The organism is Haloferax sp. YSSS75 (genome assembly GCF_046764215.1).
Lineage (GTDB): Archaea > Halobacteriota > Halobacteria > Halobacteriales > Haloferacaceae > Haloferax.
Genome location: NZ_CP177206.1, coordinates 2,245,768 through 2,261,983 on the forward strand (window position 1 = coordinate 2,245,768; position 16,216 = coordinate 2,261,983).

At 63.0% G+C, this 16,216-nt stretch carries 15 protein-coding genes; 7 read left to right on the plus strand and 8 right to left on the minus strand.

Translation table 11 applies throughout. The features are described 5' to 3' along the window. Positions 1-3: 3 nt before the first annotated feature. A complete protein-coding gene (locus tag ACK3R5_RS11885; protein WP_411964266.1) occupies positions 4-1,278 on the plus strand; it encodes a DNA double-strand break repair nuclease NurA in 1,275 nt (424 codons plus the stop codon). 1 nt (position 1,279) lies between these two features. Here ACK3R5_RS11885 and ACK3R5_RS11890 read toward each other — a convergent pair whose 3' ends face one another. Beyond that, on the minus strand, positions 1,280-1,636 hold the full coding sequence (locus tag ACK3R5_RS11890; RefSeq protein ID WP_411964267.1) for a hypothetical protein: 357 nt from the start codon (positions 1,634-1,636) through the stop codon (positions 1,280-1,282). 105 nt (positions 1,637-1,741) lie between these two features. Between ACK3R5_RS11890 and ACK3R5_RS11895 the strand changes: the two genes are divergently transcribed. Then, positions 1,742-3,634, plus strand: coding sequence for an ATP-binding protein (locus ACK3R5_RS11895; RefSeq protein ID WP_411967096.1), 1,893 nt, complete (start codon positions 1,742-1,744; stop codon positions 3,632-3,634). Between the two features lie 55 nt (positions 3,635-3,689). Continuing rightward, positions 3,690-4,121: a universal stress protein gene (locus ACK3R5_RS11900; protein WP_411967097.1), complete on the plus strand. Its 432-nt coding sequence runs from the start codon at positions 3,690-3,692 to the stop codon at positions 4,119-4,121. 47 nt (positions 4,122-4,168) lie between these two features. On the opposite strand, the gene ACK3R5_RS11905 is transcribed toward ACK3R5_RS11900, so the two are convergent. After that, positions 4,169-5,707, minus strand: coding sequence for a pyridoxal phosphate-dependent decarboxylase family protein (locus ACK3R5_RS11905; protein WP_411967098.1), 1,539 nt, complete (start codon positions 5,705-5,707; stop codon positions 4,169-4,171). Positions 5,708-5,881: 174 nt separating this feature from the next. On the opposite strand from ACK3R5_RS11905, the gene ACK3R5_RS11910 reads away from it, so the two are divergent. After that, positions 5,882-6,553: a nitroreductase family protein gene (locus ACK3R5_RS11910; protein ID WP_411964271.1), complete on the plus strand. Its 672-nt coding sequence runs from the start codon at positions 5,882-5,884 to the stop codon at positions 6,551-6,553. Between the two features lie 163 nt (positions 6,554-6,716). Then, positions 6,717-7,568, plus strand: coding sequence for a hypothetical protein (locus tag ACK3R5_RS11915; RefSeq protein ID WP_411967099.1), 852 nt, complete (start codon positions 6,717-6,719; stop codon positions 7,566-7,568). A 172-nt stretch (positions 7,569-7,740) separates the two neighbouring features. Here ACK3R5_RS11915 and ACK3R5_RS11920 read toward each other — a convergent pair whose 3' ends face one another. Next, on the minus strand, positions 7,741-8,793 hold the full coding sequence (locus tag ACK3R5_RS11920) for a KaiC domain-containing protein (RefSeq protein ID WP_411967100.1): 1,053 nt from the start codon (positions 8,791-8,793) through the stop codon (positions 7,741-7,743). Between the two features lie 148 nt (positions 8,794-8,941). Here ACK3R5_RS11920 and ACK3R5_RS11925 point away from each other — a divergent pair, with 148 nt between their 5' ends. After that, on the plus strand, positions 8,942-9,763 hold the full coding sequence (locus ACK3R5_RS11925) for an NAD(+)/NADH kinase (RefSeq protein WP_411967101.1): 822 nt from the start codon (positions 8,942-8,944) through the stop codon (positions 9,761-9,763). Here ACK3R5_RS11925 and ACK3R5_RS11930 read toward each other — a convergent pair. Next, entirely contained in the window at positions 9,760-10,485 is a 726-nt protein-coding gene (locus tag ACK3R5_RS11930) for an SDR family oxidoreductase (protein ID WP_411964275.1), read from the minus strand. The genes ACK3R5_RS11925 and ACK3R5_RS11930 overlap by 4 nt on opposite strands. A gap of 99 nt (positions 10,486-10,584) precedes the next feature. Beyond that, positions 10,585-13,818 carry a carbamoyl-phosphate synthase large subunit gene (carB, locus tag ACK3R5_RS11935; RefSeq protein ID WP_411967102.1) on the minus strand — a complete coding sequence of 1,078 codons (3,234 nt, stop codon included), beginning with the start codon at positions 13,816-13,818 and terminating at the stop codon, positions 10,585-10,587. A 145-nt stretch (positions 13,819-13,963) separates the two neighbouring features. On the opposite strand from carB, the gene ACK3R5_RS11940 reads away from it, so the two are divergent. Further along, a complete protein-coding gene (locus ACK3R5_RS11940; protein ID WP_411967103.1) occupies positions 13,964-14,986 on the plus strand; it encodes a S66 peptidase family protein in 1,023 nt (340 codons plus the stop codon). Between the two features lie 21 nt (positions 14,987-15,007). On the opposite strand, the gene ACK3R5_RS11945 is transcribed toward ACK3R5_RS11940, so the two are convergent. From ACK3R5_RS11945 to ACK3R5_RS11955, 3 genes are all read right to left on the minus strand, one after another. After that, positions 15,008-15,538, minus strand: coding sequence for a DUF5815 family protein (locus ACK3R5_RS11945; protein ID WP_411964278.1), 531 nt, complete (start codon positions 15,536-15,538; stop codon positions 15,008-15,010). 87 nt (positions 15,539-15,625) lie between these two features. Continuing rightward, positions 15,626-15,877: a hypothetical protein gene (locus ACK3R5_RS11950; RefSeq protein ID WP_411964279.1), complete on the minus strand. Its 252-nt coding sequence runs from the start codon at positions 15,875-15,877 to the stop codon at positions 15,626-15,628. 116 nt (positions 15,878-15,993) lie between these two features. Next, positions 15,994-16,215 (minus strand): hypothetical protein, encoded by a 222-nt coding sequence (locus ACK3R5_RS11955; RefSeq protein WP_411964280.1) that lies wholly within the window; start codon positions 16,213-16,215, stop codon positions 15,994-15,996. Position 16,216: the final 1 nt, after the last annotated feature.

A 16,216-nucleotide genomic window follows, 5' to 3' on the forward strand; every position in this document is an offset into this window, starting at 1 on the left:
GATATGACGCTCGACCCCGTCCACGTCGACGACATCGCGTCGATGGCGAGTTCCATCGCCGACTCCGTCGACGACACCGATTACGCCGACCTCGCGCGGACGGTGTGGGAATCGTGGCTCGACCCGCTTTCGCGCCCCGGTGGCGGACGACCGGTCGTCGAACCCCTCGGCGAACAGCGCCTCAACGCCGCCAACGTCGACGACGTCGCACTCACCGACACGCCGTTTCCGACGGTCCACGGCCTCGACTCGGGGACCATCAACCCGACGACGTTCAAAAACGGCCTCGTTCTCGACGTCGCACACGCCGCGATGGCGGCCGAACCGTCCGACCTCGAACTCCACCGCGCCCGCTCTATCGTCATGACGGCCCACACCCGCGACTCGTATTCGGTGTTCGACACCGACGAGTGGCAGAAATCCGACGAGGGCTACGTCCGCAAACGCGTCCTGCGTGCGCCTCGCGTCAACCGGTACGCGGAGGGCGTCGTCCACGCGCTGTCGCTGTATCTCGCCGAGAGCGAACACGCACTGCATCACGCCGACGCCGTCTCCGACCTCCTCATCCTCGACGGGCCGGTCTACCCGAAAGAACTCCTCAACTGGCGTGACCGAGACGCCGAACTCAGGGACCTCGCACGCGACGCGAAACCGAAAGCAATCGTCGAGAACTACGTCCGTCTGGTCGAGCGATTCGTCGAACGCGACGTTCCGCTCGCCGGATTCGTCAAGAATCCCGGAGCGAAACACATCGTGCGGACGCTCCAACAGCACTTCCGCGAGGAGAAATCTGGCGACGTCCCGTGGGTAGACGACGCCGCCTTCTTCGTCAACCTGCTCGAACGACGCGACGGGCCGGAGTCCGAAGACCGGCAGACCGAGGCACTGACGTTCACCAACTGGTTCGTCTCCCGCGGCGGGTCGGACCGACAGATGAGCGCCGAGGGCGAGGCGTTCGACGTCGACCGGTCGCTCGACCCAGAACAGTATACGCTGACGTTCTTCGTCTTGTACGACCCACGGACCGACGTCTGCTACCGGGTGGAAGCGCCGTACGCGTTCACGAAGGACGAAGCGACGCGCGAGAACCTGATGCACCACATCGTCCGCGACGTTGCCGCGACGCGTGGCCCACCGCTCGCAGTCGAGAAAGCCGACGAGTTGGCGCGAGTGAGTGTCGGTGAGAAAGCCGCACTCAGACGAAAACTCTCGGACCGCCTCTCGTCGGACCAGATGAAGAGCTACGACAACATCCGGTGGGTCGACGCCGACGAGTGACCTACGCCGTCTCTTCGGGGGTCCCTTCTTCGTCCGGTCTCACCACCTCGATTCGGACGTCGTCGGTGTCGACGCCGACGCGGGCGAACTGGGTTCGGATGTGGTCTTTCGCCGCGTCGAGCGCCTGTTCGCGCGTGTCGAATCCGCGAGGCATCGGCGTGTCGAACGCCACCCGAATGGTTCGCCCGTCGATTTCGGTCTCTGTCCCGCCGCTTTCGACTTCGTAGAATTCGTCGCAAACCCAGACGTAGGGTGCCGCTTCGTTGGGTGCCCCCCGGTACGTCGGCGGTTCCTCCCCCCGCTCGAATATCGTTCCCGTGAGCGCCGTTCCCCCGCCGTGTCCGCGGACCAAAAGCATGGACACTGCTAGGCAGGCGAGACAGAAAAATCGTCCGTGGGAGCGCGACGATACCACGCCGACGCGACGTGAGGATTTTTACACGCCGCCTGCAAGCCTTTGGACATGACCGACCTGCGGGACTTCGAGGATTTCGTCGGCGACGATACCGACGAGACAGACCGAGGCGAACGCGAGGGTCACCGTCCCTCGGAGCGCACCGACACCGACACGACCCGCAGCGACGACGGCGAGGACACACCGGCGTCGAACACCGCCGACGCGGCGACGAGCGACGAACGCGGACTCGAATTCGACGAGTACGACGCCGACCCGGTCGGAACCGAACGCGGTGTCGGAGCGATTGCCGTCTCGCAGGGACTCCGCGTCTCCGAAGACCGGGAACGAACGACGCTTCGCGCGTTCGTCACTGCCGGCAACCGCGAACACGTCCGTCTCGGAACGTATCTCATCGTCCCCTATCCGGACGGCGAAGACCTGTTTTGTCGCATCGTCGCCCTCGAATACGCACAGGAGTTTCAGGCCGACGACGCGACGGAGATTCACGCCCGCCGGGCGATGCGCAGACCCTCCGACGAGTTCGAAGAACGCGACTACAAGTTCATGGCCGAACTCGAACCCATCGCCGTCCTCTTTTCCGACGGCGGCGAACTCAAGCGGCGGATGGTAGACCGGGTGCCCAAACCCGGAGCGACGGTGGGCGAGGCCAACGACGCGACGCAAATCAAGACCGGACTGAAGATTCCGGAAGACGGCGTCTTCCTCGGCCACCTCTCCGTCGGTGGCGAGAAGGTTCGGACCGCGGCCCAACCGCCGACTATCGACTACCGCCTGAAAGACGACTACACCGACGGCGACCCACTCGTGTTCCGCCACACGCTCGTCGCCGGTGGCACGGGGTCCGGAAAGACCCACGCGTCGAAGAACATCATCCGGCAGTATCTCTCGTCGGCGCGGACCTACGAGATGGACGACGGACGCGAGGTACAGACCGCAGTCGTACAGTTCGACCCGCAAGACGAGTACGCACAGATGCACGACGACAACCCCGGCATGGACGCCGACACGGCGCGTCGCTACGAGCGAGAGGGCATCGCCCACGGCGGTCACGACGACACGCTCGCACTCGTCCCGAAGATGGCCGGGTCGTCGTATCCGGGGTCGAACCACAGAGCAGAGCAGTTGGAGTTCACCATCCCCTTCTCGATGGCGCGTGACCTGCCGTGGTTGGTCGCCGGGAGTAGCCTCAACGAAAACCAGTATCCCGCGCTCCTCGAACTCTTGAACCGGTTCTTCCGCAGTTACGGTGACGGCGGGACCTACCGAGAGTTCCTGACCTTCCTCGACGACCCGGCGCTCAAAGAGGAACTCGACGAGTCTGGTCGCGTCCACGAAGCGACGTTCGACGCGGTAAAGCGACGCGTCAGAGGCGTCCCCGACGGCGTGTTCGACCAGGACGCTCGCCCCATCACGGACCTCGACCACGAACTCGTCCGCCCCGGTGGCCTCACCGTCGTCCCGACTTACCACCTCTCGTCGAGTCGGGCGAAGGAACTGTTCGTCCTCGCCGTCTCCGCGATGCTCATCGACGACAAACTGTCGAACGACCCGTCGAGCGAACGCATCAAGGAGACACCGCTCGTCCTCGGGATGGACGAAGCACACAACTTCCTGACCAACGCCGACACCGTCCAGGCGCGGAAGGTCATCGAGAAGTTCACCGAGGCGGCCAAACAGGGGCGAAAAGAGCGCCTCGGCCTGTTCCTCATCACGCAGGACCCACAGGACATCGCCGACCCGGTGTTCAAGCAAATCAACAGCAAAGTCGTCCTCAACCTCGGCGACGAAGACGCCATCAAGAGCGTCAACATCCCACCGAACCTCGAAGACAAGGTGCCGTACATGGAGAAAGGACAGATGGTCGTCTACTCCCCGGACAACTCCGAACCGGTCGAATTGAAGGGACTCTCGACCTGTGTGACCCGGCACGGCGACTGAGGAGACGCCGATTTCGTCGTGCGGGTTTTTGACCCACCGCCGAGTAGTCGACAGTATGGCCGAACACGTCCTCGTCCCCGTCGATGGGTCGCCCCAGTCGGTCTCCGCACTCCGTTTTGCGACCGAAGAGTGGCCAGACGCCCGATTCACGCTGGTACACGTCATCAACCCGGCGGATGCAGATTACAGAGAACGAGCGCTCAGCGGGACCGAAGAGTGGTTCCAAGACGAGAAACGCGAGGCACGTGAGACGTTCGCCAACGCGAAAGCAGAGGTCGGACTGGTCGACAGCGACCAGGTGGTCGGAGAGGAGATTGCCGTCGGCAACCCGGAGAAAGCCATCGTCGACCTGTTGGCCGACGACGCCGACTACGACCACGTCGTGATGGGCAGTCACGGGCGGACTGGCGTCTCACGTATCATCCTCGGCAGCGTCGCAGAAGAAGTCGTCCGACGCAGTCCCGTGCCGGTCACTATCGTCAGGTAGGTTCAGTTCAGCGCGGTTCGAGGGCGGAAGACGCCACGAGGGTCCGACTACACCGCCAGTCCGAACGTCTCGCGAAGTGTCGCGTCCTCCCGGGTTCCGATGTCGCGAAGCGTCTCGAACGTCCGGTCGATGTCGTCGGTCGTAGTTCGGTGGCTACAGATGGAGAATCGCAGGACTGTTCTGCCGTGTATCGACGTCGTCATGACGAACGCGACGTCGCTGAGTTGGATTTCGTCCGCGATTCGCTGGTTGAGCGCGTCGAGATACTCGTCGACTGCCTCGCGACGTTCCGCCCCCTCCGTGGCGGCCGCCTGAAGGTCTGGCGGGGCGTACTGGAACGAATACAGGTAGAGGTTCGGTTCGTGGAGTGCGACGAAGTCGTCGGCGTCGCGGACTCTGGCGTCGAGATGCTCTGTACACCGAATGGACTGTGAGAGGCGCGTCCGATACCCCTCGACACCGAGGTGTTTCAGACTCATCCAGACTTTCAACGCCCGGAATCCACGCGACATCTGCGGCCCGAGTTCGTAGTAATCCAGTCCCTCGTAGGGCGTCCGCTCGGTTCCTTCCAGGTAGGAGGCGTGCATGGTGAACGACCGTTGCATCGCCGAGGGGTCCCGAACGAGAATACAGCCACATTCGTAGGGGATAGAGAGCCACTTGTGAGGGTCGAGTGTCACGGAGTTCGCACGCTCCAACCCGGCGTACTGTGGGCGTTTCTCGGGGAGAATCGCCCCGACTGCACCGCACGCACCGTCGGCGTGGAACCAGATATCTCGCTCTGCACAGACGTCGGCAATCGCTTCCAGTGGGTCGATAGCACCGACGTTTATCGACCCGACCTGTGCGACGACACAGAACGGCACGTCCCCGTTTGCTTCGTCCTGGTCGAGTCGTTCGACGAGGGCGTCGACGTCCATCGTGAAGTCGTCGTGACTCGGGACGAGTCGGACCGCGTCCGCGCCGAGGCCGAGGATTTCCGCGACTCGGTAGATAGACGAGTGCCCTTCGTGGTCGGCCATGTAGATGGTGAAGCGGCCGGGACGGTCACCCGATTGAAGTCCACGGGATTTCGTATCGTACCCCGCCGTCGACCGGAGGCCGGTGAGAATCCCCGTCAGATTCGCCATCGTGCCACCACTCGTGAACATCCCGCCGCAGTCGGTGGGGTAGCCAATCATCTCGGCGACCCACTCTATCGTCTGTCGTTCGATTTCGGTCGCCGCCGGCGCTGGTTTCCACCCGCCGACGTTCATGTTGACCGAGGCGGCGAGCGCCTCTGCGAGGACGCCCATCGTCGTCCCGGAACCCATGACGTACCCGAAGTATCGCGGTGACCCGACGTGAGTCGAGTTCGGAAGCACCTGCTCGGGCCACGCGTTCAGTATCTCCTGTGGGTCCTGCCCGGTCTCTGGCAACGGTTCGTCGAACGTCGCTTCGACCGCTGGTTGCTGTTTGGCAGGGAAGACCGGCAGTTCGTCGACCTGCTCGAAGTACTCCGCGATGATATCGACCGTCCGATAGCCGAGGTCACGAAACTCGTCGGGGTCGGGAGCGGATGGGTGGGGCCCTGCTGTGGTTGCCATGTTAACTGTACGCACAGAGACGAGATAGCGTTATCTCGTGACGTCGTTCAGACCTCCCAGTAACATCGATGCCACCAGGTGAAATCAATGGAATGAGTACTGCGAGCACACCGAAATCGGCGGTTTCGCCCGGTTTGCAACGCCCTATTATCGTGACGCCCTTGGATGGTATCGATGGAATTCACTGAGGTCGTCACGACCCGCCGCTCCATTCACGAGTACGCTGACGAACCACTCGACGACGAGACGCTCGAACGCATCTTCGAGAACGCCATTCAGGCCCCGTCGAGTTACAACCTGCAACCGTGGGAGTTCGTCGTGCTCCGCGAAGACGAGACGAAGGAAGCGCTTCGCGCCACCGCGTACGACCAAGAACACGTCACCGGTGCCGCGGCGTCGGTCATCATCCTCGGCAACAAAGACCCCGAAGCACACGCCGAAACCGTCGCCGACGACATGCTCGCGAAGGGCTACCTCCCGAGCGAAGACGTCCGCGACGACATCCTCGACAACATCGCCGGGATGGCCGACCTGCCCGAACAGGAACGCCGCGTCTGGACCGTCCGCTCGACGTCGCTCGTCGCCATGTCGCTCATGCACGCCGCGTGGGACGAAGGCGTCGCAACCTGTCCAATCGGTGGCTTCGACGCCGACGCCGTCCTCGACGCGTTCGACATCGACGGCGACCAGTACGAACCGGTGATGCTGCTGACGATGGGCATCCCCGCCGAAGACGCCGGCGAACTGCAGGCCGACGCGAAATACCGTCGCCCCGTGGACGAAGTCGTCCACTACGAATCGTTCGCGCCCGAGCGCAAAGTGACGCCCACGCCTGCTGACGACTGAACCAGACACTCAACTCGGACACACCGCTCCAACCTCTCCCCTCTCTTCCCGCCGTTCACACCCCGACGAGTCGTATCCACGAGAAAATCCGATTCTCAGGCCGTGAGGACCGGCGAACTCGACTATTCTGGTTCGTCCCGTATCTGTCGGTGGTGAATCAGTGATGCGAACCCGTATTCGACGCTGGCAGGTCGTCACGACGAGCGGTATCGTCGCCCTGTCAGTCGTCGCTGCCCTCCTCGGCCTCTTCCGACCCGGACACTACCTCGACGCGCCGGCGTTCCTCCCACAGACGTTCGCACAGGACCTGACGATGCTCGTCGTCGGTGCTCCCGTCTTGGCAATCGGCCTCTGGTTTACGGTTCATGGGTCGCTTCGCGGCCGGTTTATCTGGTTGGGGGCACTCGCCTACATGACCTACATGTGGGCGTCGATAGGCCTGCAAGTCGCGTTTAATCAGTTCTTCCTCGGGTACGTCGCCCTGTTTTCCCTCTCGTTGTTCACGTTCGTTGGCGGCGTCGTGACGACAGACGCTGACGAGGTGGCCGAAACGCTCGTCGGGCGTCTCGCTGAACGAGTCTACGCCGGATTCTTACTGCTCGTCGCAGTGGGACTGGCGTCCCTGTGGCTCTCCGAACTCGTTCCGGCGACGCTCACGGGGACGACACCACTTCTCGTCGCGGAAGTCGGCCCGCAGGCGATGGTGTCTCACTTCATCGACCTCAGCGTCGTCGTTCCTGCCCTCGGACTGGCCAGTCTCTGGTTGTGGCAGGGTCGCCCGTGGGGGTACGTCCTCGCCGGTGTCGGCGTCGTGTTCGGCGCAGTGCTCGCACCGGCGCTCACGCTTGGAACGTTCCTCCTCGCCACAGGCGGTGCCGTCACAGTCCCACTCGTCGCCGTCGTGTTCACTATCATCCCTGCGCTCGTGGCCGCAGCACTCGCCGTGAACTTCGTTCGGGTACTCGACGGAAGCAAGCATGGCCGAACCGTAGACGAAGTCAAGGATACGGTCTGAGCGGATTCACGAAATGTCGTTGCCGGCGACGACCCGGAAACCACTCACAGACAAGTGTCCCGTACCGAACCGAGCGAAGCGAGGTTCGGCCTTTTTCCCTCCAGGTTTTTCGAGGAGGGTTCCCGCAGGGCAGCAACGCTGCCCGAGGAAACCCGACGAAGAAAAAGGTGGGTCAGAAGATATTCGCCTGCCGATACACACTGATACCGTCGCTCGTGAGTTCGTAGGGTTTCGTCTCCCGTGAGTGGTTGGCGTCGCGTATCTTTTGAATCTCGATTGCCAGTCGCGTCTCGCGGAAGTCGTCTGGGCGGACGTACTGGAGAATAAACACTGCGTCGGAGAGATATTCCACGATGCCGTGCCGAGAGATGTAGGGGTTCGACTGGTCCGCCTCGGAGGTGAGCATCGTCGTCACGCCGGCGTCTTTCAACGAGCGCGTGAAGTCGAACACCTCACTGCGGCGTTTCGACGGGTGGTCGTACATCATCTCCAGAAGCGAGACGGAGTCGAGGACGAGACGGTCAGCGCCGAATTCCTCGACGAGACGTGGGAGTTCGTTTCGGATGCTGGAGAGACTGTTCGCCATCTCGATGGGGTCCAAATCGACGATTGCCAGTGTCCCGTCCGCTTCGTACTCGGAGAAGTTCCACCCTTTCTCGTCGGCGGTGTTGAGGATGCGCTCGCGGTTCTCTTCGAGCGTGATGAAGACGCCACTCCCCCCGTTTTGGAGCTCCTCGAAGAGGAACTGGAGTCCGAACGTCGTCTTTCCGGTCCCTGCGCTCCCGATAGTCACCATGAGTGACCGCTCCGGAACGCCGCCGAGAATCATCTCGTCGAGGCCCTCGATACCGACGTCGATACGGTCGATATTCGACTCGAACGCCTCTTCGTCGAACTCGAGTGACCCGCTGTCGCTGTCTCTGCCCGACCAGAATTCGTCGCTGACGTCGCCAGTAGGATGCTGGCCGCGCGTGTCGTCGTCTGTCCCGGGAGCCGGGGCGTTTTCGAAAGCCTCGGCGAAACTCGTCGCAAACGGGTCGTCGGAGCCGCCGGGGGCCGGGGGTTCCTGGTTCGGCGCGTCGGCACTGTCGGGCGCGTCTCTCGTGTCGGCGTCGCTGTCTTCCGCCTCGTCGTTCGTCTCCGCGGCGTCGGTATCCCGCGTCGTGTCTTCGTCGTCACTCTCTTCGCGGAGTGCACGTTCGAACCAATCGTCGTCGTCGCTCACGCTGACCACCCCCACGTTCGCTGGGTACCGACGCCGGTGCCTGCCATCAGTTCAACGTTGGCAGCGGGTATCATGAACGTTTCCCGTGAACGAACCGTCTCGATAACGTGACGGTGGGCTTTTGCCCGGTGACGTCAAACCGCGGGTTATGAACGTCGGCATCGTCGCACAGAAGGGCAACAGTCGGGCCGCGTACCTCGCCGCAGATATGCGTGAGGCGCTGGCGGGCGTCGACGTCGACGCGGTTGTCGATGCAGCGACGGCCGAAGAACTCGGCATCGATGGGATTCCCGTCGAATCACTGGGTGAGTGTGACCTCGTCGTCAGCATCGGCGGTGACGGGACGTTCCTCTACGCCGCCAGAGGTGCAGACGGCGTCCCTATCCTCGGCGTGAACCTCGGCGAAGTCGGGTTCTTGAACGCCGTCTCGCCCGCCGACGCCATCGACGAAGTGCTGGCCGAAGTCGCGGCGCACCGAGACGGGACGCAATCGGTCCGCGAAGTGCCACGCATCGTCGCCCGCGGCGAGGACTGGGAGATGGACCCCTCGATGAACGAAGTCGTCGTCCACGGTCCGCGACGGGGCCACGGCGGCGGCGCTGGACTGGAGATTCGTGTCGACGGGTCGCTGTACACCGGCGGCCACGCAGACGGCGTCCTCGTCACGACGCCCGCCGGAAGTTCGGCCTACAACCTCAGTGAAGGCGGACCGCTCGTCCACCCCGGCGTCGAGGGACTCGTCGTCACCGAGATGGCCGCACGCGAGGGGATGCCGTCGCTCGTCGTCCCCCTCGACGCGACGGTGAGCGTGACGGTCACCGACGCCGAATCCGCAGTCGTCGTCGGCGACGGACGCACGAGACGAACCGTCTCGTCACCCACCGAGATTCGAATCGAACAGTCCGACTCGCCGGTTCGACTCGCCGGCCCAACCTCCGACTTCTTCGAAGCGCTCGGAAAACTCGACTAGTCGGCGGGTTCGCCTCGCGGCACCGGTTGCCACTGGATGTCGACGAGGTGGTTCGGACGGCCACGCAGTCCGGGCCGTGAGACGATTTCGAACGTCCTGTTTTCCGTCTGTGTCGTGAACAACGAGCGAGTGAGGACCGATGCGACGTCCGCACGTGGGATACTTCCGCGGACAGAGTCACCGCCCTCCCCGACGAGCACTTCGTCCGTCGCTGGAGCGTCCGTCAGTGCGCCGGGGCGGATAATCGTGTGGTCGAGTGGGGCGTCTCGGAGTCGTTCTTCACCGCGCTCTTTGGCCGAGAGGACGCCCGCAGCGGTGAGAATCGCGCGAAGCGAGAGTGGAAGACCACCTTTCGAGTCGCCGACACCGATAGACGACGTGAGGACGAACCGCTGGACACCGCCGGCAGTCGCCGCGTCGACGAGGTTGACGATGCCGGTCCCATCGACGAGGTCACCGCGAATCGTCTCGAGACCAGCAGCGACGCCGACAGTCGAGACGATGGCGTCCACTTCGAGGACTGCCTCTCTGGCGTCGTCTCTGTCGAGTAAGTCACCGACGACGACTTCGTCTGCGCCGCGTGTCCGGAGGCCGTCTTCCGCGTCGGAGTCGCGGGTGAGCGCCCTGACCACAAATGGAGTCTCCGCCAGCGCGTCGAGGACCAGTCGGCCCGTCCGACCCGTCGCACCGGCGACGAGGACGCGGCCGCGCTTCCGTGTCATACTCGCGCATAGAGTCGAGACTCAATAACCTTCGTGAAGGCGTCAAAAGTCCGGTTCGACGGCGCGGTTACGAGCGGAGTCGAGACGGCGACTGAGGGATTACTGACCCCAGTTGGCGACGATGCGCTTGCGGTCGGAGACGGGGTAGACGTCGATGTCTTCGTCTTTCGCGCCGCGTGCTTCGAGTGCCGCCTTCGCAGACGCGTACGTGGAGAAGTAGCCGACTTCCTCTTCGACGCAGTCCGTCAGCGTCTCGCGGTCACGGGAGACGACGAAGTCGATTTCGCCCTCGCGGAGCGCGGTCAGTAGGTCGTCTACGTCGTCGGGGGTGAGTACCTCGTAGTACTCTTCGAACCCGTCGAGGAGTGCCTGACCCGCCTCGCTGTCGGCGTCGGGGAACTCCGCGTCCGAGAGGTCCACGAAGATGGTGCCGTCGCGCGGGATGTGGTCGTTGGCCGCCTCCTGGGCTTTCTCGTAGGCTTTGCCGAACGTCGTCGCGGTGCCCATGACCTCACCCGTCGACTTCATCTCCGGACCGAGACGTGGGTCAGACCCCGGCAGGCGGTCGAACGGAAGGACGACTTCCTTGACGGACACCTGTTCTGGAATCTGTTCTTTGACGTCGAGTTCGGCCAGCGTGTGGCCGGCCATGACCTTCGCTGCGATTTTCGCAATCGGGACGCCCGTCGCCTTCGAGACGAACGGGACCGTGCGTGACGAACGCGGGTTCGCTTCGAGGACGTACACCTCGCCGTCCTTCACGGCGAGTTGGACGTTCATCAGACCGACCGTGTCGAGTGCCGCGGCGATGTCTTCTGTGACTTCGCGGACGCGTGCCAGTGTCTCGTCGTCGAGCGAGCGCGGCGGAATCATACACGCCGAGTCGCCGGAGTGGACGCCGGCGGCCTCGACGTGTTCCATCACGCCGCCGATGAGGACGTCTTCGCCGTCGGAGACGGCGTCCACGTCGAGTTCGACGCCGTCGGCGAGGAACTCGTCGATGAGGATTGGTTTGTCCGGCGAGACGCGGACTGCCTCCTCGATGTACCCTTTGAGTTCCTCGTCGGAGTAGACGACTTCCATCGCACGGCCACCGAGGACGTACGACGGGCGAACGAGAACGGGGTATCCCAGGTCGTTCGCGAGTTCGAGCGCCTCGGACTCGCTCGTCGCAGACCCGCCTTGTGGTTGCAGAATCCCGAGTTCGTCCATCATGCGGTTGAACCGGTCGCGGTCCTCGGCGAGGTCCATCGCGTCGATGGTGGTGCCGAGAATCTCGCAGTCGACGCCGCGGCGCTTGAGTTCGGATTCGAGCGGGTGGCCGATGTTGACCGACGTCTGGCCGCCGAACTGGAGCATCACGCCGTCGGCGTCGATTGCCTCGATGACGTCCGCGACTTCCTCTGGCGTGATGGGTTCGAAGAACAGGCCGTCGGAGGTGTCGTAGTCGGTCGACACCGTCTCTGGGTTGTTGTTGACGACGTGCGCGTCGATTCCGAGGTCACGGAGGGCCTGCACGGCGTGGACCGAACAGTAGTCGAACTCGACGCCCTGCCCGATACGGATGGGGCCGCCACCGACGACGACGACGCTCTCCATGTCACGGTCGACGCGGAGTTCGTTGCCTGCGGCGTCGCCCTCGAAGGGGCCACGGAAGAATTCGGGTTTGCGTGCGGAGTAGTAGTACGGCGTCTGTGCGGCGAACTCGCCGGCACAGGTGTCGACCTGTTTGTACGTGCGTCCGGGGACGTTCTGTTCGACTTCGTCGACAGTCGTTCCGGTGGCCGTGGCGATGCTGGCGTTCGTGTGGCCGGCGTTCGCGGCGGCGGCGAAGTCTCCCTCAGACGCGGCCTCGACGGATTCGACGATGCGGCCGAAACGCTCGACGTACCACTCTTCGATGCCGGTGAGTTCGACCACGTCCTCGGTGGTGTACCCACGTTCGAACGCCTCGAAGATGGCGTACGGACGGTCGGGTGTCGGCTTTTGGAGGTGTTCTGCTTCGAGTTCCTCGTCGGACACCTCGTCCCAGTCGACGGCGGGGTCGTATTCGGAGGACCGTAGCGCCTTCATCAGCGACTCTTCGAACGTCCGGCCGATGGCCATCGCCTCACCGGTGGACTTCATCGCCGTCGAGAGCGTGAAGTCCACGTCGGTGAACTTGTCCTTGGGCCACCGGGGAACCTTCGTGACGACGTAGTCGATTGCGGGTTCGAAGGCCGCAGTCGTCTCGCCGGTAATCTCGTTGGTAATCTCGTGGAGGTGTTTGCCGAGGGCGACTTTGGCCGTCACACGGGCGATGGGGTAGCCAGTCGCTTTCGAGGCGAGCGCGGAGGAACGAGAGACACGCGGGTTCACTTCGACGACGCGGTATTCGCCGCCGGGCGTGCCGTCGTCGTGCCACGCGAACTGGATGTTACAGCCACCCTGAATGCCGAGTTCGCGAATGACTTCGAGCGCGGCGTTGCGCATCTCCTGGTGCCCTTCGTCGGGGATAACCTGCGATGGGGTGACGACGGTGGACTCGCCGGTGTGAATCCCCATCGGGTCGATGTTCTCCATGTTGCAGATGATGATACACGAGTCGGCGGCGTCGCGCATCACCTCGTATTCGAGTTCGACCCACCCGGAGATGGACTCCGTGATGAGCACTTCACTGTTACGCGAGAGGCGGAGGCCCTTGCGGACGCGGCCGACGAGTTCGTCCATCTCGTGGACGACGCCGGACCCGGACCCGCCGAGCGTGTAGGTGGTGCGGGCGATGACGGGAAGGCCGCCGACGTCGTCGACTGCGGCCTCCACGCGTTCTTCGAGGTCCGACTCGGTGATGTTCGAGACTTTCTCGTCGTCTTCGAGAGAGATAGTCGTCGAACGCGGGACGGGTTGTCCAATCTTCTCCATCCGCTGTCTGAACAGGTCACGGTCTTCCGTCGCGTAGATAGTGTCCAGCGGCGTCCCCATGATTTCGACGTCGAACTCGTCGAGGACGCCTTCTTCCGCCAACTCCGCCGTGACGTTGAGTCCCGTCTGACCGCCCAGTCCGGCGATGACGCCGTCGGGGCGTTCCTTCCGGATGATTTCGGAGATGGCCTCGGTCGTGATGGGTTCGATGTAGACCTTGTCGGCCATCTCGGGGTCGGTCATAATCGTCGCGGGGTTAGAGTTGACGAGGACAACTCGTGCGCCTTCCTCTCGAAGCGCGCGGCAGGCCTGCGCGCCGGAGTAGTCGAATTCCGCCGCCTGTCCAATCTGGATTGGGCCACTCCCGATGAGCAAAATCGTCCGGTCCTCTGTGTCTTGCTGAGTCCCGGTTGAGGTGTCCTCGTCGGTCATCGATGCAATCCAATCCGTACATCGTAATAAGTCCGGCGAAAAATTACGAGGTCCGAAATTGCATTGCGAATATCGAAAATGTTGCCAAACGGCAGGTAACAGGCCAGGGAAGGGTTTTTCGTGGACACGAACGGACCACAATCGCATGACCAATGTGCCCACGGCACCCCCGCCACTGGAACCGGGGAGTCGAGTCGCGATAGTCGCACCGTCCCGACCTATCGACGACTCGCTGTTGGAGCGGGCGTGCGAGCGACTCGATGAGACGTTCGGCCTCGACCCCGTCGTCTTCGAGACGGCCCGAAAGGAGTGGGAGTGGCTCAGAGACAACCCGCGAGCACGCGCAGAGGATATCATGGATGCGTTCGAAGACCCGGAGATAGACGGTGTCATCGCTACGACTGGCGGTGCCGACCAGATTCGCATCCTGAAGTACCTCGACCCGGAGCGGTTGAGCGCGAACCCGACGCGGTTCTACGGCTTCAGCGACAACGACAACCTCCGACTCTACCTCTGGAACCTCGGTATCGTGAGCTATGGGACGACGCTCCACCCGACGCTCACCGTGGACCCCGAGATACATCCCTTCGTCGAGCGCTACCTGCGACGTGCGTTCTTCGACGACTCACTCGGCGTGGTCGAACCGACCCCCGAGTGGACAGACGAGTGGTTCGACTTCGACACCGAGGAACCCCGCGAGTGGCGAGACAATCCCGGCCGGACGTGGCACGGCGACGAGCGCGTCACCGGGGCGCTCTGGGGAGGGTCGTTCGCCATCGTCAAGTGGCACCTTCAGACAGGCCGGTACATGCCGGCCCCCGAGGAACTCGACGGCACGATACTGGCACTGGAGACGTCGGAAGACGTGCCAGTGCCGCGTGAGGTCACCTACACGCTTCGCGCCATGGGTGAACGCGGCCTGCTCGGACGGTTCGATGGCCTCGTGATGGGTCGGCCACGGACGTACTCACCCGAACTGGAGTGGGAACCACCCGAAGACTACGGTGAGCAACTCCGCGAAGCGGTGCTGTCCGTCCTCGACGAGTACAATCCAGACGCGACGGCAGTGTTCGACGTCGAGTTCGGCCACGCCGACCCGAACGTGCCGCTTCCGTTAGGCGCGAAGGCGACGCTCGACCCGGTCGCCGAAGAAATCAGACTGGAGTGAGACGGGTTACAGACCCCGTCGTTACATGTACGGTTCGGGGTCCAAGTCGCGCTGGGAGCGATACTCGTCGACGAACTCGCTCACGTCGAACTGGAGCATCTGAGATTCGAACTCCGAGATGACGCTGTCGTCGTCGGCGTGACTGACGGCGTGTTCCATGAGTTCGACGACGAGTTCGACGATTATCTCGTGGAGTCTTCGAGAATCGAAGTCGGAAATCCAGACGATACCCGCGCCGAGTTCGCCGTCGTCGGAGACGTCTTCGGAGACGACAGACTGCGGGAACTCTTCGAGGACGATACCCATGAGGTGTGCCGTCCCGAACTCGGGCATATCCTCGCTCGTCGTCTCGATGGTGTTCTGGAGAATTTCGACGAGGAACTCCGGAAGGAATCGGTCCGGTGGGTGGACGTCCATCACGACGGCGTGGCTGTCGCCACAGGGACAGTCGAACTCACGTTTGCCCAAGTCGAGTTCCCGGACGCGCTTTTGTTCGCCACAGGGCAGGTCCAATACTGCCCCACGTCCGCCGGGAACGCGCGGTTCAGACATACCCGTGCGTTACGGGTCTCACTGTTTAAACGTCGCGTTCTTCGGAGTCTGTTGGGAGAGAAATCGTCGTGGTGGCCGAATCGTCGGTTAGCGGTTGCCCGTCACGTAGAGGATGGGCCCGACGATGAGCAGCGCGATGCCGAGGAACATGTAGTGCGGCTTCGCCAGCGCCTGTGGCGTCAAGAGGAAGATGAGTCCGAACACGACGGAGTTGATACCGAGGACGCGCCGGGATTTCAGCGGCAGTGCCCCGACTGTCGTCAGGATGAACACGAGCAACAGCGCCTGCCCAATGTTGTAATTGAGCAGAAAACTGTCTATGAGCTGAAGGGGAAGCATTCTTGTTTTCTGGGTGGGTTCGAATCGACTATCAAAGTTCCGTTATTCCCGCTCGCCTGCGCCGACCGGATGCCCGCGATATTGGGGTGAAGTGATTCCCGAGTGACAGGAGAGCGTTATCGTGTCGGTCCAGAGATATCGAGCGGTCGAATCCACCCGTACCAGACGATGAGTATCATCCCCGCGTATCCGAGGGTGAAGACGACCATGCCGAGGGTGTTGTATCCGGCCTCACCGAGGAGTCGCCGCACGACACCCGGAACGACGATTCCGAGCGTCACGACGGCGATGAGGAGCAGATTCTTCCGCTTCAGAAACGAACTCTGCGTCTCGCTCATA

Excerpts from the sequence above, each read along its gene's own strand:
- ACK3R5_RS11955 (WP_411964280.1), bottom strand. The coding sequence starts at position 16,215 with ATGAGCGAGACGCAGAGTTCGTTTCTGAAGCGGAAGAATCTGCTCCTC.
- ACK3R5_RS11895 (WP_411967096.1), top strand. The coding sequence starts at position 1,742 with ATGACCGACCTGCGGGACTTCGAGGATTTCGTCGGCGACGATACCGAC.
- ACK3R5_RS11915 (WP_411967099.1), top strand. The coding sequence starts at position 6,717 with ATGCGAACCCGTATTCGACGCTGGCAGGTCGTCACGACGAGCGGTATC.
- ACK3R5_RS11890 (WP_411964267.1), bottom strand. The coding sequence starts at position 1,636 with ATGCTTTTGGTCCGCGGACACGGCGGGGGAACGGCGCTCACGGGAACG.
- ACK3R5_RS11950 (WP_411964279.1), bottom strand. The coding sequence starts at position 15,877 with ATGCTTCCCCTTCAGCTCATAGACAGTTTTCTGCTCAATTACAACATT.
- ACK3R5_RS11945 (WP_411964278.1), bottom strand. The coding sequence starts at position 15,538 with ATGTCTGAACCGCGCGTTCCCGGCGGACGTGGGGCAGTATTGGACCTG.
- ACK3R5_RS11925 (WP_411967101.1), top strand. The coding sequence starts at position 8,942 with ATGAACGTCGGCATCGTCGCACAGAAGGGCAACAGTCGGGCCGCGTAC.
- ACK3R5_RS11900 (WP_411967097.1), top strand. The coding sequence starts at position 3,690 with ATGGCCGAACACGTCCTCGTCCCCGTCGATGGGTCGCCCCAGTCGGTC.
- carB (WP_411967102.1), bottom strand. The coding sequence starts at position 13,818 with ATGACCGACGAGGACACCTCAACCGGGACTCAGCAAGACACAGAGGAC.
- ACK3R5_RS11885 (WP_411964266.1), top strand. The coding sequence starts at position 4 with ATGACGCTCGACCCCGTCCACGTCGACGACATCGCGTCGATGGCGAGT.
- ACK3R5_RS11905 (WP_411967098.1), bottom strand. The coding sequence starts at position 5,707 with ATGGCAACCACAGCAGGGCCCCACCCATCCGCTCCCGACCCCGACGAG.
- ACK3R5_RS11910 (WP_411964271.1), top strand. The coding sequence starts at position 5,882 with ATGGAATTCACTGAGGTCGTCACGACCCGCCGCTCCATTCACGAGTAC.
- ACK3R5_RS11940 (WP_411967103.1), top strand. The coding sequence starts at position 13,964 with ATGACCAATGTGCCCACGGCACCCCCGCCACTGGAACCGGGGAGTCGA.
- ACK3R5_RS11930 (WP_411964275.1), bottom strand. The coding sequence starts at position 10,485 with ATGACACGGAAGCGCGGCCGCGTCCTCGTCGCCGGTGCGACGGGTCGG.